At 42.0% G+C, this 24,123-nt stretch carries 14 protein-coding genes, 2 rRNA genes and 1 pseudogene; 8 read left to right on the forward strand and 9 right to left on the reverse strand.

Annotated features, from left to right (window positions below; translation table 11 throughout):
* Positions 1-71 precede the first annotated feature (71 nt).
* Positions 72-3,006 (forward strand): 23S ribosomal RNA (locus ACZ9EE_RS19615).
* Between the two features lie 84 nt (positions 3,007-3,090).
* A 5S ribosomal RNA gene (gene rrf, locus ACZ9EE_RS19620) occupies positions 3,091-3,206 on the forward strand.
* Between the two features lie 51 nt (positions 3,207-3,257).
* On the opposite strand, the gene ACZ9EE_RS19625 is transcribed toward rrf, so the two are convergent.
* From ACZ9EE_RS19625 to ACZ9EE_RS19650, 6 genes and pseudogenes are all read right to left on the reverse strand, one after another.
* Positions 3,258-5,186 carry a GAP1-N2 domain-containing protein gene (locus ACZ9EE_RS19625; protein WP_476029724.1) on the reverse strand — a complete coding sequence of 643 codons (1,929 nt, stop codon included), beginning with the start codon at positions 5,184-5,186 and terminating at the stop codon, positions 3,258-3,260.
* Positions 5,183-6,449, reverse strand: a pseudogene (locus ACZ9EE_RS19630) (TRAFAC clade GTPase domain-containing protein). Before ACZ9EE_RS19630 ends, ACZ9EE_RS19625 begins: the two are co-directional and overlap by 4 nt.
* Positions 6,450-6,459: 10 nt before the next feature.
* Complete coding sequence (locus ACZ9EE_RS19635; protein ID WP_476029726.1) at positions 6,460-7,101, reverse strand: hypothetical protein; 642 nt, start codon at positions 7,099-7,101, stop codon at positions 6,460-6,462.
* 332 nt (positions 7,102-7,433) lie between these two features.
* The gene (locus ACZ9EE_RS19640) at positions 7,434-9,785 is read right to left on the reverse strand and encodes a hypothetical protein (RefSeq protein ID WP_476029728.1); all 2,352 of its coding nucleotides are present in this window, start codon (positions 9,783-9,785) and stop codon (positions 7,434-7,436) included.
* 140 nt (positions 9,786-9,925) lie between these two features.
* Positions 9,926-13,318 (reverse strand): tubulin-like doman-containing protein, encoded by a 3,393-nt coding sequence (locus ACZ9EE_RS19645; protein ID WP_476033018.1) that lies wholly within the window; start codon positions 13,316-13,318, stop codon positions 9,926-9,928.
* Between the two features lie 40 nt (positions 13,319-13,358).
* On the reverse strand, positions 13,359-15,140 hold the full coding sequence (locus ACZ9EE_RS19650; RefSeq protein ID WP_476029730.1) for a vWA domain-containing protein: 1,782 nt from the start codon (positions 15,138-15,140) through the stop codon (positions 13,359-13,361).
* Between the two features lie 176 nt (positions 15,141-15,316).
* Between ACZ9EE_RS19650 and ACZ9EE_RS19655 the strand changes: the two genes are divergently transcribed.
* The gene (locus tag ACZ9EE_RS19655) at positions 15,317-15,466 is read left to right on the forward strand and encodes a hypothetical protein (protein WP_476029732.1); all 150 of its coding nucleotides are present in this window, start codon (positions 15,317-15,319) and stop codon (positions 15,464-15,466) included.
* Between the two features lie 169 nt (positions 15,467-15,635).
* Complete coding sequence (locus ACZ9EE_RS19660; RefSeq protein ID WP_476029733.1) at positions 15,636-16,406, forward strand: hypothetical protein; 771 nt, start codon at positions 15,636-15,638, stop codon at positions 16,404-16,406.
* Between the two features lie 40 nt (positions 16,407-16,446).
* On the opposite strand, the gene ACZ9EE_RS19665 is transcribed toward ACZ9EE_RS19660, so the two are convergent.
* Complete coding sequence (locus ACZ9EE_RS19665) at positions 16,447-16,755, reverse strand: DUF4359 domain-containing protein (protein WP_476029735.1); 309 nt, start codon at positions 16,753-16,755, stop codon at positions 16,447-16,449.
* A 319-nt stretch (positions 16,756-17,074) separates the two neighbouring features.
* Between ACZ9EE_RS19665 and ACZ9EE_RS19670 the strand changes: the two genes are divergently transcribed.
* The gene (locus ACZ9EE_RS19670; RefSeq protein ID WP_476029737.1) at positions 17,075-17,989 is read left to right on the forward strand and encodes a lysostaphin resistance A-like protein; all 915 of its coding nucleotides are present in this window, start codon (positions 17,075-17,077) and stop codon (positions 17,987-17,989) included.
* 32 nt (positions 17,990-18,021) lie between these two features.
* Here ACZ9EE_RS19670 and ACZ9EE_RS19675 read toward each other — a convergent pair whose 3' ends face one another.
* Together ACZ9EE_RS19675 and ACZ9EE_RS19680 are read right to left on the reverse strand one after the other, a co-directional pair.
* Positions 18,022-18,621: a hypothetical protein gene (locus ACZ9EE_RS19675; RefSeq protein ID WP_476029739.1), complete on the reverse strand. Its 600-nt coding sequence runs from the start codon at positions 18,619-18,621 to the stop codon at positions 18,022-18,024.
* A gap of 151 nt (positions 18,622-18,772) precedes the next feature.
* Positions 18,773-19,162, reverse strand: a complete 390-nt coding sequence (locus ACZ9EE_RS19680; protein ID WP_476029741.1) for a GtrA family protein — start codon at positions 19,160-19,162, stop codon at positions 18,773-18,775.
* Between the two features lie 132 nt (positions 19,163-19,294).
* Here ACZ9EE_RS19680 and ACZ9EE_RS19685 point away from each other — a divergent pair, with 132 nt between their 5' ends.
* The 3 genes from ACZ9EE_RS19685 (at position 19,295) to ACZ9EE_RS19695 (ending at position 24,101) form a co-directional block, all read left to right on the forward strand.
* Positions 19,295-20,005, forward strand: coding sequence for a peptidoglycan recognition protein family protein (locus tag ACZ9EE_RS19685; RefSeq protein WP_476029743.1), 711 nt, complete (start codon positions 19,295-19,297; stop codon positions 20,003-20,005).
* A 248-nt stretch (positions 20,006-20,253) separates the two neighbouring features.
* Complete coding sequence (locus ACZ9EE_RS19690) at positions 20,254-22,890, forward strand: SH3 domain-containing protein (RefSeq protein ID WP_476029745.1); 2,637 nt, start codon at positions 20,254-20,256, stop codon at positions 22,888-22,890.
* 398 nt (positions 22,891-23,288) lie between these two features.
* The gene (locus ACZ9EE_RS19695) at positions 23,289-24,101 is read left to right on the forward strand and encodes a LicD family protein (RefSeq protein ID WP_476029747.1); all 813 of its coding nucleotides are present in this window, start codon (positions 23,289-23,291) and stop codon (positions 24,099-24,101) included.
* Positions 24,102-24,123 lie beyond the last annotated feature (22 nt).

Raw genomic sequence — 24,123 nt, forward strand, 5'->3', positions numbered from 1 at the left:
AACCAAGTAAAAACCGAGTAAAATCGCCATTTTAGTTTTTCTCTCTATTTTAAATAGAGTAAAACCTTTTAGGTTAAGTTAGAAAGGGCGCACGGTGAATGCCTTGGCACTAGGAGCCGATGAAGGACGGGACTAACACCGATATGCTTCGGGGAGCTGTAAGTAAGCTTTGATCCGGAGATTTCCGAATGGGGAAACCCACTGCTCGTAATGGAGCAGTATCTTTACCTGAATACATAGGGTATTGATGGCAGACCCGGGGAACTGAAACATCTAAGTACCCGGAGGAAGAGAAAGCAAACGCGATTCCCTAAGTAGCGGCGAGCGAAACGGGATTAGCCCAAACCAAGAGGCTTGCCTCTTGGGGTTGTAGGACACTCTACATGGAGTTACAAAGGAACGGGGTAGATGAAGCGGTCTGGAAAGGCCCGTCATAGAAGGTAAAAGCCCTGTAGTTGAAACTTCGTTCCCTCCTGAGTGGATCCTGAGTACGGCCGGACACGTGAAATCCGGTCGGAAGCAGGGAGGACCATCTCCCAAGGCTAAATACTCCCTAGTGACCGATAGTGAACCAGTACCGTGAGGGAAAGGTGAAAAGCACCCCGGAAGGGGAGTGAAATAGTTCCTGAAACCGTGTGCCTACAAGTAGTTAGAGCCCGTTAATGGGTGATAGCGTGCCTTTTGTAGAATGAACCGGCGAGTTACGATTACATGCAAGGTTAAGTTGAAGAGACGGAGCCGCAGCGAAAGCGAGTCTGAATAGGGCGAATTAGTATGTGGTCGTAGACCCGAAACCAGGTGATCTACCCATGTCCAGGGTGAAGTCCAGGTAACACTGGATGGAGGCCCGAACCCACGCACGTTGAAAAGTGCGGGGATGAGGTGTGGGTAGCGGAGAAATTCCAATCGAACTTGGAGATAGCTGGTTCTCTCCGAAATAGCTTTAGGGCTAGCCTCACGTAGTTAGAGTCTTGGAGGTAGAGCACTGTTTGGACTAGGGGCCCTCATCGGGTTACCGAATTCAGACAAACTCCGAATGCCAAAGACTTATCCGTGGGAGTCAGACTGCGAGTGATAAGATCCGTAGTCAAAAGGGAAACAGCCCAGACCACCAGCTAAGGTCCCAAAGTATACGTTAAGTGGAAAAGGATGTGGAGTTGCTTAGACAACCAGGATGTTGGCTTAGAAGCAGCCACCATTTAAAGAGTGCGTAATAGCTCACTGGTCGAGTGACTCTGCGCCGAAAATGTACCGGGGCTAAACGTATCACCGAAGCTGTGGATTGACATCTTCGATGTCAGTGGTAGGAGAGCGTTCTAAGGGCGTTGAAGCTAGACCGTAAGGACTGGTGGAGCGCTTAGAAGTGAGAATGCCGGTATGAGTAGCGAAAGATGAGTGAGAATCTCATCCACCGAATGCCTAAGGTTTCCTGAGGAAGGCTCGTCCGCTCAGGGTTAGTCGGGACCTAAGCCGAGGCCGAAAGGCGTAGGCGATGGACAACAGGTTGATATTCCTGTACCACCTCTTTATCGTTTGAGTGATGGGGGGACGCAGGAGGATAGGGTAAGCGCACTGTTGGATATGTGCGTCTAAGCAGTTAGGCTGAGAAGCAGGAAAATCCGCTTCTCATAAAGGCTGAGCTGTGACAGCGAGGGAAATATAGTACCGAAGTTCCTGATTCCACACTGCCAAGAAAAGCCTCTAGCGAGATAAAAGGTGCCCGTACCGCAAACCGACACAGGTAGGCGAGGAGAGAATCCTAAGGTGAGCGAGAGAACTCTCGTTAAGGAACTCGGCAAAATGACCCCGTAACTTCGGGAGAAGGGGTGCTCTTTGGGGTTCATAGCCTCGAAGAGCCGCAGTGAATAGGCCCAGGCGACTGTTTAGCAAAAACACAGGTCTCTGCGAAGCCGCAAGGCGAAGTATAGGGGCTGACGCCTGCCCGGTGCTGGAAGGTTAAGAGGAGGGGTTAGCGCAAGCGAAGCTCTGAATCGAAGCCCCAGTAAACGGCGGCCGTAACTATAACGGTCCTAAGGTAGCGAAATTCCTTGTCGGGTAAGTTCCGACCCGCACGAAAGGCGTAACGATCTGGGCACTGTCTCAACGAGAGACTCGGTGAAATTATAGTACCTGTGAAGATGCAGGTTACCCGCGACAGGACGGAAAGACCCCGTGGAGCTTTACTGTAGCCTGATATTGAATTTTGGTACAGCTTGTACAGGATAGGTAGGAGCCTGAGAAACCGGAGCGCCAGCTTCGGTGGAGGCGTCGGTGGGATACTACCCTGGCTGTATTGAAATTCTAACCCGCACCCCTGATCGGGGTGGGAGACAGTGTCAGGTGGGCAGTTTGACTGGGGCGGTCGCCTCCTAAAGAGTAACGGAGGCGCCCAAAGGTTCCCTCAGAATGGTTGGAAATCATTCGTAGAGTGTAAAGGCACAAGGGAGCTTGACTGCGAGACCTACAAGTCGAGCAGGGACGAAAGTCGGGCTTAGTGATCCGGTGGTTCCGCATGGAAGGGCCATCGCTCAACGGATAAAAGCTACCCCGGGGATAACAGGCTTATCTCCCCCAAGAGTCCACATCGACGGGGAGGTTTGGCACCTCGATGTCGGCTCATCGCATCCTGGGGCTGTAGTCGGTCCCAAGGGTTGGGCTGTTCGCCCATTAAAGCGGTACGCGAGCTGGGTTCAGAACGTCGTGAGACAGTTCGGTCCCTATCCGTCGTGGGCGCAGGAAATTTGAGAGGAGCTGTCCTTAGTACGAGAGGACCGGGATGGACGCACCGCTGGTGTACCAGTTGTCTTGCCAAAGGCATCGCTGGGTAGCTATGTGCGGACGGGATAAGTGCTGAAAGCATCTAAGCATGAAGCCCCCCTCAAGATGAGATTTCCCATAGCGTCAAGCTAGTAAGATCCCTGAAAGATGATCAGGTTGATAGGTCAGAGGTGGAAGCGTGGCGACATGTGGAGCTGACTGATACTAATCGATCGAGGACTTAACCATAGTCTAAAGCGAATAAACTCGTTTTTACCCAATTTCTTCTATAATTATCTAGTTTTGAGAGAACGATCTCTCTAATTTCATAAGTCTGGTAATCAAGGCGAGAAGGTCACACCCGTTCCCATACCGAACACGGAAGTTAAGCTTCTCAGCGCCGATGGTAGTTGGGACTTTGTCCCTGTGAGAGTAGGACGTTGCCAGGCACGGAAAAGGACAGCTAAATGTAGCTGCCCTTTTTTGTCTTTTAAATAAGTTTAAAAGGGGGTAATCCGAGTCTTTTTTAGGAACCTAACCAGTGGATTGGTGGTGTCTTTCTCTACTTCCTTTAATAAAAGTTTAAAGTTGCCATCAATAGCATCCTGCAGTTCCTTACGCCACTTTTTATCCTTCCAAATCGATTTAGGATGAGTTATAAAATAGATTTTCAAGGATTTCCTATAGAGTAAATCCGTTGCAACAAGGTGGGCATTCTCTTTTATAAACGAGCACATGGTATGCTCGTTATAATGGTCAATAAGAAAATCTAATAACTTAGGATAATCAACACCATCAGCACTTGTTTCAAAGGCAACAAAAAATAACTGTATTGGTATAGGGGATGAGAATTCACACAGTATTCTCTGTAGTATCCGGTTAAGATGTTCACGCCCATTCCTAGTTAACAGCTTCAACAAATGTGAAACTGATTCTGTTGGTAAATGAATTAGTTTGCAAATAACGTTGAGAATGAGAAAATCATCCGATAGGATATCTTCCGTCATTTCAGCAACAAATTCATCTGTTATAATCTCCTTAAAGAACGTTATATCCTCTAATTTCAAATGATTTATACGAGAGTTAAAATAATCTTTTAGTAAATACGCATCGTCTGGTTGATTACTGATGTAGAAGGCTAAAGATACAAAAGAAAGTCTGTCACATTCAATGATCTTCCAAAGCTCGAGATAAAGCGGGTCTTTTTGATAAGAACGGAGTGTCTCTAGTAAAAATAAACATACCTCATCAAACCTCACTAGACTGTTTACTGACACAATAGACTCTGTAAAGAAACGTGCCATTGACCAATCTTCAGCGATTTTTTCATGATCCAAAATCCTCAAAAAGAGTTCCACTAATTCTGGTTTTTCCTCACTTTTTAACTGCATGTATTTAACCAGATTAGTTAGAAATCGACGTTTATCTTTTAAATAAAGATCGAAATCACCATTTTTCCAGATAAGATATAAACCTGCTAACTGATTGTAACTAGCTAAAGAATGTTCTTCCTCCTCTGGTAAACCAGCTAACGCCATTTCGGCGAACTTAAAAAAATCATCCATCCTTTTCAGCTCGGTTAAATGCTGTAAGGCAATATCCAAATACTCGTTCTGTTCCACTGCACCCAATACACCGGAAATAAATCCTCGAGAAAAATCAAAAACAAATTGTTTTTCAATCGAACGATCCCCGATCTTAAGTGTTCCGGGTTCAAAAAAGGTAACATGAATATACGTTCTTGTCTCAGGTTCACTTGTAAAGGTAATCGCACCCAGATTTCTTCTATATGCATAGGGCAGATAAAGATAAAGTAATTCGAGCAGCTGGATTGCGTATTTTGTATATTCTTGCAATGGCACATTTAGAGAAATAAATACCTTCTTCTTACCTGAAATTGAGGCCATAACAGCAAATAAAAGCTGTTGAAAGTGAGCATGGCTAACCCCTAGCGTTTTTAAAATTTCATGCTCCAAAATGTTAGTATCATGAAAAGGTACTGCATCTAGTTCCGGCAGAATAGGACCATTGCTCAAATCATAAGCTGTTTGGAAAGCCTCTGAATGAAACAGCATCTCTGGACGTTGAACCCACTCCTCTTTCCGTAAAGGCGGGATCACATAGGTATGCATGAAGTAAGTGCTGCGGGTACCAGTAAAATCGGCAGGAATAAATACGGCCTGACCGATCACAAGGTCCCCGGTCTCAGGCTGAACGATCATCACCGCTGGGGGATAGAGAGAAGAATCCTTTTCCCCTCGTTCTCTTAATGTTTTAGGAGCATGATAATAACAAAGGGGATGCAAATACTTCTTTACAAAAGAAGGCTTTAGTCCTTCTGACACAGCAATGGTGTCATATCCGGCGGTGTCCTGAAAAACTCCTTTCCGTTCCCGTGTATACATATGCTGCTGAATCTTTCGGCTCACTCCCTGTGTCTCCCCTCAATATACCCCAATTTATAAAGCAGCCAAATAAATGGTTCATCCACACGAACCGGACTAATCATTCCACTTACTTGTTGATTAACGGGATTACTTCCCAGTGAAGATACAGCAAAATAAGAAATTTCTTTAAAATAAACCTCTAGGGCATTTACTAACGGGTTATCCACTTTTGCTAAAAATCTTTTTATTTCTCCATTGATATTTTCATACTCATCTAAATCTAGATATCCTCGGTGAGTAAAATTACGGAAAACATTACTGTTTGTTCCGATATAATCCCCATCCTTTTTTAACACATCTAAAAGATCGCTTTTTGTTACGATAACCGCGGTCGGGATCGTTGTTTTGCTGTCTTCCAAATGTGCAATAAAGTCACTAAACATGGAAATAACCACTTCGCGAGGCTCAGCGCCTTTGCTGGCAATTTCGCCAGGGTTTTCACCCATCTGATAAATTAGCTTATCGCGAATGGTTCGAATTTGGATAGGATCGATTAGGAACATAATCCCGGCTGAATTTTTTATATGTGCCGCATGAAGTTTGAGGTAGTCTCTGTCTGTCATACCTTCACCTGCGATATCGAAAAACACAAGAGTCAAAGGGGCTTGGTCTTCATTTTTAAAAATAAATTGAAAAATAACACGGCTCTTGCCGGATGGTTTTTTCTGTTGATTGTAATAAGCTCCCGTTTTCAAAGAGAGGAACTTCATAATTGCCTCGAAAGCGCCTGCTAATGTCAGTAGTTAATGGAATACAGGCGGCATTAAAATTATTGGCTGTCATATGTTGAAGTGTGTGTATCAGCGTGGTCATATAAACCGTCTTTCCGACTGAGGTTGCACCCACAATCGATACGATATTGCTTGGATATTTTCCGGCAGTGATTGGCAAATCGTTATGGCAAGCCGGGCAAAGGCGATTTCTAGTTACCACCGAGTACTTATCAGAAACCCCCATCAGAACATTATTGGAATAGATCTTATGAACATCGGCAGTTCTCGAAGGCTCAATAATAGCCTCCAGTTCGTCAATCGGTGCAAGTCCAAATTTGGCACGGTAATCGTTCAAACGTTCATCCTCCTGGAGTGCCATTTCCTCATCGTTGTCAAGATAATGGGCCGCCCTGAACACTACCTCATCATGGTGGAATTTAAAAAAACAGTAAGGGCAGACGATATCGTAAAAAGGTAGTCGTTCCTTTAATGGTTGTTTCGTTTCAAACAGTCGTTTTAAAAGTGAGAACATGGGTGACCCCCTATTCAGGTATCAGCTCAAAGGGTTGAGCAGCATCATTTCCTTTGCTTGGGAAAATTTGGACAAACTCCTGTTTATTTATTTCAATTTCTGGGAGGATGGTTTTTCCGGGAACAATGTCCCGGATAAAAGGATAGATGGTTCCATCCTCCAACGAGAGGGGAACGGCGCCGCTTTTTTTTACATAAACAAGCTGCTCTTTACTAATTGCTATTTCGGTCGTAATCGATATCTTTACTTTTCTACGAGTTTGAAAGAGTTTTTGTTTATAGGTGATCGAAAAATAAACCTTTGCCCTTGATCCGTTGATATAAATGCGATTTTGGTCATTATCCTGGCGAAAGACAATCAGATGACCGTCTACTTTTTTTCCAGGGAAAATCCGGAGCGCAATCTGCCCCATTGGATCTAGATTAATTAAGAGCCCTTGGTTGGCTTTATATTCCTCACGGGTGTAGAGCTTTAAATCTTGTGGTTCGAATTCATTTAGGGACTCACCAGGGTCTGCAGGAGTTTGATGAATATAGACAAAATCAATCCCACTTGGCCAGTACCATTGGACGTGGGCCTTCATATCGATTATTGTTTTTTTGATATCTCTTATTTCATGATTAGGGGAAGGAATCGATTCCCAGTTCACCACACATCACCTCCAGTCCATTCGCCGCTAAACGGACGCTTCCGCTTTGAAAAATAAAATAGTATAGGACTTTAACTTTGTTAACCGTCTAGCTCCAGCGTCCAGCGGCTAGTGGACTTCGCTCTTCTCCCTACGATAAGTCAACATCGGATCGCTGGCGCTCTCCGTGTTGTCTAGCTCCAGCGCCTAGGGGCTCGGGGTCATAAGCCAATCCGTCAAGAAGGCTAAAGAGCAGCCTTCCCGCCGGCTCGACTTATGCCTGTCGCCCCTGATCAAGGCGCTTCCGCATTTCAGTTTTCCTTTATCTCAGTCGAAGTGCTCCAGTCCATACGCCGCTAAACGGACGCTTCCGCTTTGGAGTGGAATTCATAACCATTGTCCGTATATTTTTTATAATACTTTTCACCGTTGCGATAAAACATAAGATCTTTTAATGTGAATCCTCCCATGAGGGTAAGCTTCTCAATCCCGCTTGTTTTCTTTTCATGGACACAGCCCACTTTCCATTGGCGTGTGTCATGTTCTTTTTCTAAAGCAAACCGCATGAACTGACTGTAAAAGTCGCCAAAAAAATACTTTTCTTCATAACGGTTCACTTGGGTGTAGTTGAACACTTCAATGTGGATTGACGAACTTTCGTCCAATCGAAGATATAATTTTTGAAACAATTCCTCTTTAGAGAGAATCTCCCTGTTTTCATAATCGGTAATCACATTGGCTCTTTCTAGTAATTCATCTTCAAAGGTGCGCTGGAATTCTTCCTGGGTTAATATCTCCCGGTCGCAAACCACCAACAGCCGTTCCAATAGAACTTCAGGTTGATCGTCTTCCAGATCACCATAGAGGTTTCTAAAAAACCGTTCATTCAAAAAGAAATGGGGCCCTCGTTTTTCCTTTAACTTTGCTGTAATTTGCTGAATCACTTTTGAGTAATACTGGGCGATATTCTTGTCTAAATCATCATTGGAATCATATAAGCTTTCCGACGCGGTCTTTTTCAGGAAGGTATCCACCTTGTTCATCAGTCGAATCTTTGGCTGTAATGAGCGGTGCAGTTCCTTGAGCACCGTTCGGTATTGATTTAAAATGGCCTGTTTCACTTTAAGCCTTAGCAGCTCGTATTTGGTCCCATAGATTTCCTCGAAAAAGTATTCAAGGAAACTGGTCAGGTTTTTCTTGCTTGAAAATGGCAGAAGGCTTTTTTTAAACTCACAATGATCCACGATTTGCTGATAAGTTAGTTCCAGATGTTCTTCAAGCTTTAACTGTTCCTGTTTTGTTTCTTGGGAAAGATTGCTAATTACATTCAATACATTTGACTCAGAGTGAATGTTGTCCGCTGTCCAACTATAAGCGCAATAGATTCCGTACTGTTCATGGTTGATGACATTTTCATAAAAACACCATTCAATTTGCTCCCTTAGGTCTAAAACCCCTAAGAATTCACTGACGGGTTCTTCGAAGTTCTGGTAAAAGAACGTTTCCGTAACACCTTCGTAAAGAAACTCTTCTGTTTCGTTCAGTGACATTTTCCTCACGGCCTGATAGGAATTGCTAACCCTCATTAATCCAAGCATGTCGTAAAGCCGGTCAGCTGGAGGAAGGAAGTGCTGATAATATTTTTGAAAAGAAGACTCAGCTAAATCGAAGAGCTGAAGGATTTTCTCTCCGGGCTGCTTGCTTTGTTTTTTTAGGGTTGCTAATAAATCTTGGAAAAAGTGACTCGCAGCGTTAAGAACAATCGCTTTATTGGGCCGTGTCACTTTAGCAAATCCGGCGGATGCATAAACAGGATCCCCTGCATTCCCCTTCATCGCCCTTTTAAAGGATTGGTGAGAATAACTATTCATTTTTTCATGATGCTCGGCCGATATTTTGCGATTCTTCAACAGGTTTAGATGACTGATTAATTCATAGTTTTGTTGAACGGCTTCCTCCCTAATCAGACCATTCTCATTTTTATCGCTTAATAAATAGACCACTTCAAAGAGCGGGGATGGGGGATGACAAATGGGCAATCTTAAATGGTCCTCTGTCAGCTGAAGGTCCTTTTCGAAGTGAAAATCATTCTGTTGATAATGATCCAGCTCTTTTAGGAAGCTGATCCCAAGCGAGGTTGTGAAGGCAAAGTTCTCACCGTCCTGTTTTTCCATTAACAAACCGAATAAATCTACCTCCACGATTCGGAATGACTCCTGAAGGATGCTTTTGAGAAGAAGGGTGAATTCTTGGATCAGGATATTTGCCGGGTCATGAACGGCAGTTACGACACAAAGGTTTACTTTCTGGAGCGAAGCAAAGGCCCTTCCATAGTCGGCCAGCTTTGCTGTAAGCTTCCGAAAGGTTTTATTGAGTTCAATCAGCATCGTTTCATCCTGGTAAAAAGTCTCTACCAGCTCTTTCCGTTGTGATTGGCGATCAAAGCCATTATTCGCCAGCTGGAGTGAAAATAGATTATCAGCAAGGATGGTTTCAGTTTGATAGGCATGAAAGTATAAGACTCCGTTACTGTTATGCCATTTTTCCTTGTTCAACTTTTTGATAGCTAATAGGGCATCCTTAACGAGGTCGCCTAAAAATAAAAAAACAATTGGATAGTTGACACTGCGCTGCACATTTTCGGATTGGCTTATTTTTTCAAGTTGAATGGCGAAGGAATCGGCATATTTTTGTAATAGATCTCGCACAAGTGTTTCCCTCCTTGAAAAACATGAAATGAGGCGGGCCACAGGCATCGAAATGCGAGCGGCCTCTAAAATTAATTTGAGAATTGTCTAGCTATAGCGCCTAGGGGCTCTTAGGTCTAGCCAATCCGCTTCCGCTTTTTTTATGATTTTAGTTGTCTTAGCATTTCCTGCACCTTGATCATCATCTCTTTATAGAAGCTGTACACTTCCTCGCCATTGACCAAATCCTTGTATTCATAATCAAGATCTTCCTTTTCTCTTTGAAAGGTGTTTGCCATTTCTTCTAAGGCGAAGATTAACTGGGCCGCGCTTTCTTGTAGGATTAGCTCATGGCTGCGCTGCTCCGATTTTTTTTCGAGCTGGGCCGTTTGTTTTGGGGTTAATGCCTTAAATGCCTGAAAGATTTCATAGTCGACGAATTTTGTGGTTTTTGTTAGATTAACCAACGGCTCCCACGGGTCTTCCTCCAATCCATGATCGTATACGTAAAGTGCCCCTCGTTTTTTTATCGTATGGGTGTAAATAGCTTGAATATACAGGTTTTTAAGCTTCTCATCTTCTTTTTGAAGGGAGATGAATTTTTCAATTTCCATCATCATTTCTTGTATAAATTGGTATTTTCGAACCTCTAGTTTCAACTTTTCAATCAACTTAGGCGAACGAATAAAGTTTTCTTTTGCCATTTCTAAGTTGGTGCTTCCGAAAATATCGCAGCTGCCTTCAGGATCCATGCCACCTGCGGACCATTCTTTCAGCTTTTTTAACACTTGATGTAAGTTTCCAGGGCTGGCTCTATCAAGCTTGTTTAGGTCAATCTCATATTTGGCGAAAAATGCACCCCTGTTTAACTCCTTTGTAAAATGACATCGGTATTTGGCACTGGTATTCCGTTCGTCCTCTTTCACCGTGATACAGCCGAATTCCAATGCTTGATCAAATAAAGCCCGAACTCCCGCATTGTATTCTTTCACCCGTGAGTTTTGGTACGTATCACCCCAGGATTTTTCCGGGATGGGTGAGGGGAGGTAGAGCCAGTTTTCCTTCTCCGTCTGCACCAGGTGCCGCCCGACTCCCTCTTTTTCTAAGATCGTCTTTTCATAGGATGCCTCGTAAATGTTTAAAGGTGAGTAGGCAAACAGGGGAATGCCGTTTTTCGTATTTAACCAGAAAATTCGGTTTCTTAGCTCACTTTCTTTAATGGTAAAGCGGGAATGGCTTAATGAGTGCTTTTCAAAATTTTTAATCCCGTTATAAATATTGGGAGCTTTTACTGGAACGCTGACAAACCCCCATTGCGGGAAGTGGAGCTGGCCGTTGCTATTGGCAAGGTGGAACACTGGCAGGGCGTCTCGGTCCAAGCGGGAAGCGATTTTTTCTTCAATAATTTTATCGATTGGTTTATCCTCGCCGTACTTCAGACGCAGGAAGTCCTCCATTGATTTCGTGATCAAATCACCGAACTGATCGGTGAGAAACTCGGACACGGTGCCAACCACATCGACATCTTGTTCTTTAATCCAATAGGCTGATTTTTCAAGGAGCATTTCTGACCATTTCTGCAACAGCAATTCGCCATCCTTTGAATCGAACATCCGCTGAATCTCTGGGGAGGTATCAGGGATACTGACCAAATGCCAATAATAGGTGAGGGGGGTATCCTGATTCAACTCCTCTTTTTCTATTAAAATACCGGCATTTTTTTCAAAGATATTTTTCAAGGTTAGTAGGATTTCTTGATAAACCTCATATATTTTGTTGTTCTGGTTGTAAAGAAGCTGGTACAGTTCCTCATAAAATTCAATCATTTCTTCGAGTCTTGCCTTTTCTGCCCGAGCAGAAAATTCGTTTAATTTTGCTTCGATATAGGCATTCTTTTTGCGGTCTTTGGAGAGGAAAGCACTCCTTGCCTCCTCAAGCCTGGTATAAGCGTAATCTTGTTCCGATTGAATGGCGCGCGGCAAGTGTTCCAATCGGTCTCGCAAACGCTCGATATAGATCTTTATTGTTTTTAACAGGCAGGAACTGTCATTGGCATAAATTAACCTCGATGCATAGATCGGACCCTTTTCTGGACTAAGAAAGATCCGCTCCATTTGGCGCCGGAACTCCTCGATACTCTCGCCTGGCAGCTGCTTTTTGCATTTCCGGTATTGTTCTTTCGCCTTCACTAAATAGTCTCTCTCCAGCTCTTCGTCAAGATTGATCACGGCTGATTTAATGACGTTGTTATAGGAAAAACGTTCACTATGCTCATACCCTGAGAGGGGCTCCGGTACACGCTCATTGAACCGCTGATGAATGGAGTCAGGGTCAATCCGCAGTTTCTCCGCAAACCTTTCTACATCCGTTTGGTCGGGGTCCGCCTCAAACATCTTCTTCATTTTTTCAAATAGTTTAAAGCCGATATAAGTGGTCATTTCTTCCACTGGAATTTCAGCCATCGAGGCACCGATAATATTGTATTGGTAGTTGGCAGCATAGGGCTTTGGCATTTGGGCGATATTGGTACGGATATTGCTGATATAGTCATGGATGGCAAATTCCTCGCTGGACTTCTTATCCTCATTGGCCATAAAGTTGGTAATATTTTCAGCCGTCACATTCATGCAGTAATCATAGGCATTTTCAAGCCATTTCCCTTCCAGATTCGTTCCTGAGATGAAATGGCAAAGATTAAACGGCGGCATCGGGGAATTGACGTCTAAGATACTGCCATATTTCATTTTGAAACGATCATTTCGTTCATCGCAATTCATCCAGTAATCGAGCTCTTTTAGGGCGGCATAGCCATTTTTCTCGATATACTCGACTGTATGGGAGCTTAGGCCGCGTTTGGACAGATTCACATCCGGCATGAATAGATACCCAAGCATGCTGACCTTATCGATACCGGTCGGGCCAAATTTTCGCTCCATAATCCCGCGCGTGATGTAGGCAATATCAAGAAAACATCCGCTTCCGGTGCCTCCGGAAACACCGGTTAAAATGAAAACATATAGCCGTTTATTTGTCCCTTCGAGGACCGACTCGATTTTTCGCTCCATCGTTTGGACCACTTGGTTGATTTTTGTAAACAGCAGAAGTCGCCCGGCCTGGCGGACACCGGAAGCACCGCTGATTCCATCTGTGATTGATAATTCCGGTGACAGCCATTCCTTGATGCAGGGCTCGAGTGTACTGCGGTTTTGGAGCAGGCCGCCGATCTCAGGGTTAGAAAGGAGGACGAACTCTTTATTTGGATCAAGACCTATCCCTTTATATGTTTTGTAGCGGTCGTACTCATTGGTTTCAAAGGCCAGGAACTCAATGTTGTTGGGTTTTTCCTTTTTCTTCTTTGATAAAGGATCCTGCGGCAGCTTAAAGCGGCGGTTCACCTGGTATTTAAGTCTGAGCAAGGCATCAATCCCAGTTCCGCCAAGACCGATGACAAGCATGGGATTCTCGATCGTATCGACACGGATCTTCTCCGAAATAATCCCACCGCCTAATGAAACATCCAGCTGCTGAATATGCTCTCTTACACTAGCTTTCATCATTATTCCTCCCTCGGTGTTAGAAACGGTGCCTGTCACCTTATGAAATATACTCAATGTAGATAGATTTGTTAACTTTCTTCGGTATGATGCGCAGGCGGTCGTTTCGTTTGATCGTGTGGCCTTTTTGGGCACTGATTGCCCGGCCGTTTTTTTCTATGGTGCAATTAGAGTGATTGATCAGTAATAAAGAGTCATTGGCGAGTGGTTTAAAGATAATTTTCTCCGTTTCCGCAAACTCTGGTGCCAGGGATAAGAGTTGATGGAGCTGGAATTTTCCCTTAAAGACCTTCAATCTTTTATATTGCGGGCTGATTCGTTCCCCGGATTCTTCGTCCTTGACTTCAATGACCATCTGCCCGCTGAACCTGCGGTTTCTGCTCTTTAATTTGGGCCAAAGCAGGGAAGCGAGCGCAGCGAGTAAAAGGATACCTGCGGCAGCCCCGCCGATTGGAAGCCAGGGGAAGGATTTGCCGCCATCATCCGTTACGCTGCTCGGTTTCTCGTTTACAGGGACAGCGGGTGCTGTTTTTAACGTAATTTTCTGTGGGATTGTCTGACGGAAAAAGCTGCTATCTTCTGCCTTCACCGTCACTTCATAGGCAGAAGCGCTGCCAAGCTTAAACGTACCGGAAAATCCACTATTTCCAGGTTCTAACGAAAACTCCTCTGTTTTTCCCTTATCGAGGTCCCTGACAAACAGAGTTCCTTTCATCGAGTGATAAAAAGATCGATCCTTAAGGACAGTACTGTCGTCCTCAAAGAATGCCCGAACTTGAACGGTGTCACCAGCTTTGTAGCTCTCCTTGGCAAGAGCAGCCAATTTCAACTGTAAATCATAGTTGAAGATAAGATTGATATCGATTTTATCCTGTGGGACGCCTTTTACTTTCAATGTCCAATCCCCTTGAACGGGCTTCAGCAGCTTGACCATCGAATAGGTTCTTGATTTCGTTAACACGACCTGATCAGATGGAATCTTCACCACTTTTCCCGAAGGGTTAATCAGTTGAATCTCAACAGGCTGATCAGACATAAGGGAGATATTTGCTTCCCGAACATTTTCATTTGGCACGGTAATCTTGATATTCTGATACGCGCCAGTACCGATTAGTTGTGTAACCGGGACAATCTTTAACTTAAAATGACGGGCGAAGATTTCACTCAGGATCTTAGGGAGCTGCTCCGCTGAAGTGGCTTCGAAAAATTTCCCATTTGTGCTGTCCGCCACATTCGTCAGTACTTGCTTATTAAGCCTCCCATCCGCGTTTAAGCCAATCGTATAAATAGGGACGCCCTTTGCTTTAGCCTGACTGACTGCGGATTGGAGGTCCTGATTTGCCTGAGAAATGGTTTTGGACTTTCGCGGATTCAGTTCGTTATTTCCGTCCGCAAGCAGAACAATCAATGGAGTGAAATTCTTTTCATGGCTGGACTCCAGCATCTTTTCAGCCTCAGAAACCCCGGTGGATAAGTCTGTGTAGGAGTATTTCTCAAGTGAATCAATGAACGACTTCAATTCTTTTTTATCTTGTTCCGAGCCGATTTTTACGAGCGATTTTTCCCGCATCACCTCGTCCGAGTAGGCAACGACCCCGATTTTATCTCCTTCGAGCGATGACATATCGATAAACATCTTCATCGCTTCCTTACTGATATTATTCGGATCGCTGTCTTTCATGGAATTACTGACGTCCACAACAAGCATTCCTTCCATTCGTGAGGTGGAATGTAACGGACTTGCCGCGCGTACATTAAGATAACTAACACTGCAGACAATAACCGCCAGTATGATGAAACTACTAATTGTCTTTCTAAACATGTGCTGCCACCTCCATTAGCAGTATCTATCTCTAAATTGAAACAACCTCCAAGCCCATCCCAATTGTTGTCATTATATTCCCAAGCTGTATTCCCTAGAATGATAAAGTTGGCCGTTTAGAAAGATGTCCACTAGAGAAGTGCCAGGCATACGATTGATAAAAAGGGGGAGAATCCGTGTATGGACTGGTTTTTGCGAGCATCCTAATGTTCATTCTGTTTTATAAAACCTATAAATTACGAAAACATAAACGCAGCATCGGAAGTTTCGAAGAGATTGATGAGGAATTGGAGATTATGCTGACGGAGGGTGATACCTTTGGCTAAACGGAATTTTCAACCCAATAAGAATGTAAAATATCAGTTTCAAAAACTGAATCTGTGTAAGAACTGTCAACGTTATTCGGTCCTTAAGGGCCCAATCTGTCCGGTCTGCGGCAAGCCTTATAAAAAGGTCCACCTTCTTGTTAGAAAGAGCGTCATAAAACGCTTATTTATGGAAGCCATCTGGATTCTAACTGTAACCGGCATGGGGGTCATATTCTCCCCAACGACGCAAACCATGTACTATTTGGCTGGCGGGACAATCTTTTGTATCAGCTATATCATCGTAACGTCTATCTTTTTAAAAAGTGAATATCACTACCAATTGAAAAAATGGCTTAGGAAGGATTTACGAAAAATTCAAGCGGGAATTAGGTTTGACAGTAACCTTGCAAAAGAAGCTGAAAGTGAGGGACAGTTAGCGGCGGCATATGAAAAACTTTGTGAAATAGGTGACTTCGTTTATAGCGATGAAGTGAAAATAAGGCAGCTAATCGTGTTGAACAAGTTACCATTTAGAAGTGGAGTTGAACCCGAGCTTGAAAGGCTGATTCCGTCGTTATATAACAAAAATTTTGTGAAATATGCACTCAAAGTTTTAAAACAAAATCGTGCCCAGTTCACTAAGAAGTGCATCGCTTACTTTATCTCCTACCGAGAGAATATCAGGATTGATTTTGGAGGGGATTCACTCATTGCCATAGCGGATACAGCCTTACGAATGAAGCTTTATATCCTCGAATTCTCTTCATTTATTGAGGAGTTCCTGTCAGATTTGCCGAAAGAACGGATAAAGAGACTTTGCAGCATCATCCATGCAAACCCTGGTCAGGACTGGGGCAGTCTTAAAGTGAGCACCATGGAATTGATTGGGAAGAAGTATCTAGATGACCCAGACTTTAAGAGCTTCTTAGTTAACGAGAGGGCCATTAGCCGTGCATAAAAAAAGGCCGATTGGGTCTTGGCCCATTCGGTCCCTTAATTTATTTCTGTTTTTCAAGACTGGAAAGCGGAATAAACTCATTAAATATCCCAAGTGTTGTCATCTTTCCCATCCCGACATCTGAAAAGTCCGTCTTGTAGATGGAAAACACAACATAATCCGATTTTGTAGTCCCAGCATCAAAGATGGACTTTCCTGCAATGGAGAGAATCCCCCTTTTTAGCAGGTTGGACGACTGATCCATTGATTTGTGATTAATCCAATCAATATATGCCGAGCGCCCTGGATTTGTTGCAGATAAAACATAGATGATGACAACCAATAAAATCAAAGAAAAAAAACGCCTCAATTCATAACCTCCCCACTCTAAAAAAATGGACATACAGCCTGTACAATCTTATGTACGGTAAAGCTAAAAAATCACCGTATCTATTCATAATGGAAAAACATAATAATGATAATTCTTTGCTGGTGTGTTAAATTATTACTATTATTATCTATTCATAGATTGGGTAAACATCTTAAACAATCATTTTAAAGGAGACTAATTAGTGAGGCGAACCTATAAGTGGCTCATTGGCTGTTTACTATTCCTGTTATTACTAAATGGATTCGGAATATTGGCTGTAACCATCTTAAAATAAGCACTAAGGCAGGGAGGGACGCGGATGATAACAAACTTAACCAAACCGATTTCGATCAAGTTACTCTTTGCCATGCTGGTAGTCACAATAGGGGCTGAAGTGCTCCTTTATTTAACCCGCTACAGCTATTTGGCCAGCACCCTTTATGATGCCATGATGGTATCTTCCTTGTTTGTCGGCTTAAAACTGCACCGGCGGATTATTGGGTCAGAACGAATCCAAGTAACAAAACGGCAGCTGACCTTAAAGTTTACAGGTGCCTTCTTAATTTTCTTTCTTGGAAGTACAATCATTAATATCTATTCATCGAACACTTTTAACGACTTTAACGTTGATTATGATCAATATGTCCAGGACTATACTGACATGCAAATGGATGCGGATTCACAGTCCGGAGCTGCTGATCCCGAGACAAAGACCCAACCCGTTTCCACCTTTTTTGAAAAAGTAGATACCATCGGCCCAGATTTATATACAGATGCACTCGCAGGATTAGAAGAGGTGTGGCGCCTGGCCTATATCATACTTTTGCTGGTAGTATGTAAAAAGTTCTTTCCAAACAGATGGGCGAGTGGGAGAAGAGATATTTTTCTAATGTGTGCCTTATTTCTCACTTCAATCTTATTTGGAATAGACCACACTTTAGATTCAGTTGAGCCATGGGCTATTAAGATTGGGGCGATCGTTACCTTCGCGAATATGGGCTTATTATTTGGATTGATCTTATTATGGACACGAAACCTTTGGGTGACCGTCCTCGTTCATTCCCTTTACGACATTACCGCGACGCTTTCCTGGTATTACCTAGATTCCGCAGTCGAACTAATGACCTTAACTGTTTTAATCGTCCATGTGATTCTCCACACGTTAGAAAAATTACAGCAAAAACGCTCGCTGCACCAGCTGGAAACAGTAGACAAGGTACAGGCGGCCGAATAACAAAGAGGTTCCGCATTTTTGCGGAACCTCTTTTAATATATGTAGACTTTCGAGTGGACCCAATAATGAACTGTTCCGTCCTCGAGTTTCTCATATCTAATCTTCTCGCGCTCCAGTGCACTCCGTAAACTATCCATCGCCAACTCTTGCTTGACTTGAAGTTCGATTATTTTATGGTTTATTGCAGCCGCATTCGTATTCTTGGAAACGTCGAGATAGGTAAGGATCTCTTGCTGCTGCTCCATGACATGAAGCAAATCAAGTTTATGGGCTTGTAAGCGTGAAGGAGGATCCAAAGCGGAAAGTTTTTTCCATAAGTGAATTTGTTCTGCCTTTGCTTCACTGTAGTCAACCGTTTGCCCAGAAAGAGCTCGATTGAGCAGTTGTTCACTTTCTCTATATACATGCTGCTCCTTCGTTAAATAGGCAGCAGTATCGGATTGATTAGGGTGAAATAAATAGATTACCACCAATAACAAAATGGGCAGAAAACCGGCTGCTAGAACGAACCATTTTTTCAGGGAAGATGGACGGGGAGCAAGCTGTCCCGTTTCTTCCGCGTGGTAGAATCTCCCCGCCGCCTGTAATTCTTCTAACTCTTGTTTCACTTTTTGTTGGGCAGGAGTCAGCAACTTTTAGCCCTCCAGTAGAATAGGATAGATCAAACTACTACTATCCTACTATAAAAACCTGGATAAAATCCATTTATTATCCAAATTTATAGATAAATAATCTTAACTTCCTCGATCGCTTTCATTTTGGCGTATTCATTCTTTCAGTAAATTAATGTGTTTGTTTATTTGCTACCTTTGCTTCAAAGGTCCATTTATTATTTAAAATGAAATTGATTCCCATTCCAAGCGCAGTTGCTGCTAATTGTGAACCATACTGATTGAATCCCCATTTATGGACTAGTAAGAAGAGGCATCCTGTATTGATACTAAGCACCACTAAATTAACAATGACAAATTTAACGAAAACAGATAGATGGTTTTCTCTATGACGAAACACCCACTTCTTATTCCAATAATAACTGTTTACTAAGCCAATCAAATAAGAAAGGATATTTGCCAGGATGTAGTGCATGCCTAATTTGACAAACAAGATATAGCAACCGATAGAAATAAGTGTATTCACAATCCCAACCAGTCCGAACCTCAATAACTTTTTCATAACATACCTTCAATTCATTTAATATGATTACCTCCATACTAATGATTTGTAAAAAGAAATGCAAAAAAGTAGACAATGCCCTGTCCAGATCCTTGTATTTTCCATAAATAGAGAGGAAAGGAGAGGTTGTTTATGAATATTATCCAGCGATTGATTCCGGCTGCAAATAAAGGCACACGCTCAGGAATCAAGATGGTCCCTGCCTACATCACGATCCATGAAACAGATAATTCCAGTCCAGGTGCGGGAGCTCAGGCGCATGCCAGATTGCAGGAACGGGGAAATGACCGTTTGGCCTCCTGGCACCTTCAAATTGATGATCGTGAAGTGATTCAATCCATTCCCTTTAATGAGACAGCTTGGGCGGCAGGAGATGGAAGAACTGGTACAGGCAATTCTTCGTCGATACATATTGAAATATGCGTAAACAGTGATGGGGATTTTAAAAAAGCGGTCAATCATGCAGCGGAGGTCACAAAACAATTAATGGGGACCTATCAAATCCCTATTAATCATGTGGTCCAGCATAACCATTGGAGCGGGAAAAATTGCCCTAGATATCTCCGAAGTGGAGAAAAAGGGATCGACTGGAATGACTTTATCGATTTTGTCAGTAGCGAGGGTAACCACAAGCGTGCACATGAGAGCATTCCCTTTCCCGGAGATTTAATAAAAAGAGGCTCGATAGGGAAAGATGTCGAGCGGATTCAGCGAGCAGTTCAAGTAACGGTGGATGGCATCTTTGGTCCAAAGACAGAAAGAGCTGTGAAGGCCTTGCAAAAACACAATGGATTAACCGAAGACGGAATAGTAGGCGCAAAAACATGGGCCGTTATGTTTTAAAAAAAGGATTTTATCTAACGAAAAAGTTACTGGGATTTTGCCCCCCCATATTCCAATATAGGAAAAATTGCTCATTTTTTGCAATTTAATAGGTGTTTTGTCATGAAACTATTTCATAATTCGTCATAATAAGCGATAATATATTATATTTCGGAATATTTTTCTAGTTTTTGAGGGTAGACAAACAAATTAAATTGTCATTTTATATTTTTTTATATAAATAGATATATATATAGGGAGTGGGTTATTTGAAAAAAATAGGGAAAGTGGTGGTCCTATCTACCGGTTTATTGCTGGGAAGCGGTGCAGTTATCCCCTATGCATCAAACAGTTTGGGTCACGTTTATGCCGACACGCTTATAAAAACCTCTTACCAAACGACAGCAAATCTAAATGTACGTACAGGAGCAGGGACTAACTACAAAACTATTATTACCATTCCTAAAGGGAAAATTATTACCTCCACAGTGAGAAAAGGATCATGGTATAAAGTAGCCTATACCTACACGGTCAAAGGAAAAAATGTTAGTATGACCGGTTGGGTAACCGGGAGTTTCCTAAAAGAATCCTATATTTATAGCAATACAGCTGGAACCTATTACTTTACCAATAAAACAACTAGTCTATATCCTACACCTGATAAAAAGAATAAGGCTGCCTCCACTCTTGTTGCCGGAAACGGTCTATTATCTACTCAAAAAGTGGTAAACAGCATTGGACAAACCTGGTATCGCGTCTCCTATAATGGAAAGAACTTGTATGTGATCAGCAGTGATGTTTCAGCAGGCCCTGTTAAATCCTTTACTAAAGCCAATTATCAACTTACAAGGAATTCTTTTTTATATTCATCATACGGAAATAGTTATGCCAAATTGATTGGGATTCCAAAAGATACAATTATCTCCTCTGTGAAGACTATTGGGAGCTGGTATCAAGTAACCTATCAAGGGAAAACAGGATACATTCCAGGATCAGACCTTAAAGCGGCCTCGCCAACTCCTGTGAAACCAGTGGTCCCAACAACTGTAGTAAAAGCTTCTTACCAAACGACAGCAAATTTAAATTTGCGTACAGGAGCAGGAGCAACTTATAAAACGATTACGACGATTCCTATGGGCAAAATCGTTACCTCTTCAGAGAAAAGTGGATCCTGGTACAAAGTATCCTATACGTATACGAGCAATGGGAAAAATGTTACCGCAACCGGTTGGGTAAGCGGCGAATTTTTAAAAGAATACTATATTTATAGCACTACAACGGGAACCTATTATTTTACGAATAAAACGGTGAGCTTATATCCTGCTCCTGATAGTAAGAATAAAGCAGTATCTACTCTTGATGCAGGAAACGGTCTATTATCTACTCAAAAGGTTGTCAACAGCGTTGGCCAAACCTATTATCGAGTTTCTTATAGTGGCCAAACCTTGTATGTGATCAGCAGTGATGTAACGGCCGCTTCTGTTAAAACCTTTCCCAATGCCAATTATCAGACGAATAAGGATTCCTATTTGTACTCATCCTATGGAACTAGTTTTGGGAAATTAGTCAATCTGCCTAAAGATACGATTATCTCCTCAGCAAAGACTATTGGCAGTTGGTATGAAGTTACCTATCAGGGGAAAACAGGATATGTTCCTGGAACCGATCTTCAATCGGATCCGCAAAACACAGAAAATCCGTTAGTATTAACGAAAAAAACATATTTAGTAACAGACGATCTTAGATTAAGACAAGCAGATAATACCTCAGCATCCGTTCTTACTATTATTCCAAATGGATCAACAGTAACATCTGCGGAGCAAACAAGTAATGGCTGGTTTAAAGTTACTTATAACGGCAATACAGGGTATGTTTCTAGTATTTACTTAAAAGAATATGTAAAAACAGATGATTATAAATTTATTGATTTGCGGACGACTTCTCCCGTAACCGCCAGTCAAATTAATTCATACATCGCTGCGAATGTAAATGGCCGGCCAAGTGTGTTATTAAATAAAGGTCAAGCCTTTATCGATGCAGGAAAAACGTATGGTGTAAATGCCCTTTACTTGGCAGCGCATGCCATCCACGAAAGTGGTTTTGGAACCTCCAACATTTCTTTAGGTAAATTGAACCTATTTGGATACGGAGCTTTTGATATTACTCCTTTTGTAGGAGCCTATCGTTTTTCAACCATTGATGACTGTATCAATTATATTGCTCAAAAAATAAAATCAGATTATTTAAATCCAGCAGGTACCCATTTTGAAGGTGCTTTTCTCGGTTACCGGACAAATGGATCAACTGGTGTTCGTGATGCAAGCAAAAGTATTGGCATGAATTATTGGTATGCGTCCGATCCAAACTGGGCCAATGCTATTGCACAGCACATGCAAAAGATTTTACCGTTTGATAAAAATTATTACGAGAATGCCGCCATTAACACCACGATTCCTGCTGTTCCTGGTATTCCGGCAGGAAGCGATCAATTTCCTGCTAACATCCAAGCGGTAGCAAAAGTTGATATAATTGCTAATACGATTACGATTAAAGCAGGATCAACGTTTGTTCTTCTTGAGAAGTCCAATGATTATAAGTTAAAGGTACAATTTAATGATACGGTCGATTGGACAAACAGGATTGACTTTTCTAAGTACCAAAATTATTTTAATGTTCTAAATTTAGGTAGAGTTACGAACGCAGATATGGTTAATGTGCGTTCCACACCCGAAATTACGGTAGACAATCTTATAGGAACTGTATATTTAAATAATTATATCCAGTTAATTTTGGATAATAATAAAGAGCCTATTATGGACACTTCACAACAGTGGTATAAAGTGAATTTGTCGAGTGGAAAAGATGGTTGGATTAGCTGTAAATACGTACTTAGAGAACTTCAGTAAAAAATATTTGCTGCAATAACACAATAACACTAGATTTAAAACCATGAGTACCATTCTTTTTTAGTTGGTATTCATGGTTTTTTATTGGTCTTATTGGGAAAATCGGCAATTTCACTTTTTAGTAAAATGTAATAGTAGGTTGAAATATGTGATTGGGGAGTAAGTCTTCTAAAGTAGTATTATTAATTGCCGTTTATCATAAATCGTTGCAAAAAGTTTTCTAAAAGAATAAACTAATTTATGGTCCTAGAATTGAAATGATATTTACATATTAAAAGTGAATTGAAGTAAAATAAAAAAGTGCAAAATGGAGAAGTACACTTTAAAAATAGGCTGTGTTAATGGATACTGTTGATTTTAACGAGCCTAAAAATAAAAAAAGGGATAGGATGTTTTGAATGGAAGCCGAAAAATTAAGGTTTCTTCAATTAAAGGAACTAGAAGTATTAATGGAAGTTGATCGGATTTGTAAAAAATATAACTTAACCTACTATCTTATTGGTGGAACTGCTCTTGGTGCTGCAAGGCATAAAGGGTTTATCCCCTGGGATGACGACATTGACATCGGATTGCCGAGGGAAGACTATAATGAGTTTCTGAAGTTATGTAAGTCTGAATTAGCAGAAAAATACTTTCTTCAAACTAATAAAACGGATAAGCATTATATGTATCAGTTTGCCAAAATACGCTGTAACAATACCGCATTTGTCCAAGAAGAGTTAAAAAACTTTAAGATTCATCACGGGATCTTTATTGACTTGTTCCCTCTGGATGGTGTCCCTGATAACCCTTTAGTACGTAATACACAGAAGAGAATTTATAACTTGTTTAATTATATCCGCGATTGCAAAGTGCAGCCCAAAACGGCTAGTCCGTTGAAGAGTTTAATTAGGTCCACTATTGCGGGAGTTTTTCCTTGGAGTTTAATTCATTCCATTATTGACTGGGTTACTGCTTGGAAATCATCGAAACAAACTAAGTTAATGGCAAATATTTTGGGAAGAGCCGGATATGATAAAGAAGCAATGCCAGTGGAATTTTTTGGGGAACCGAAAAAAATGGAGTTTGAGGGTCACAAATTACCAGTTCCGTATGAATGGGATCAGTATTTATCTAGATTATATGGCAACTACATGGAGTTGCCGCCGATTGAAAAGCGAATGAACCATAATCCGTATTTTGTGGATTTCGAGAAGGAGTATCTTGGATAACTATCCAGAAGGTTATGAAATG

The sequence above is a fragment of the Bacillus sp. URHA0034 genome, from assembly GCF_056280405.1.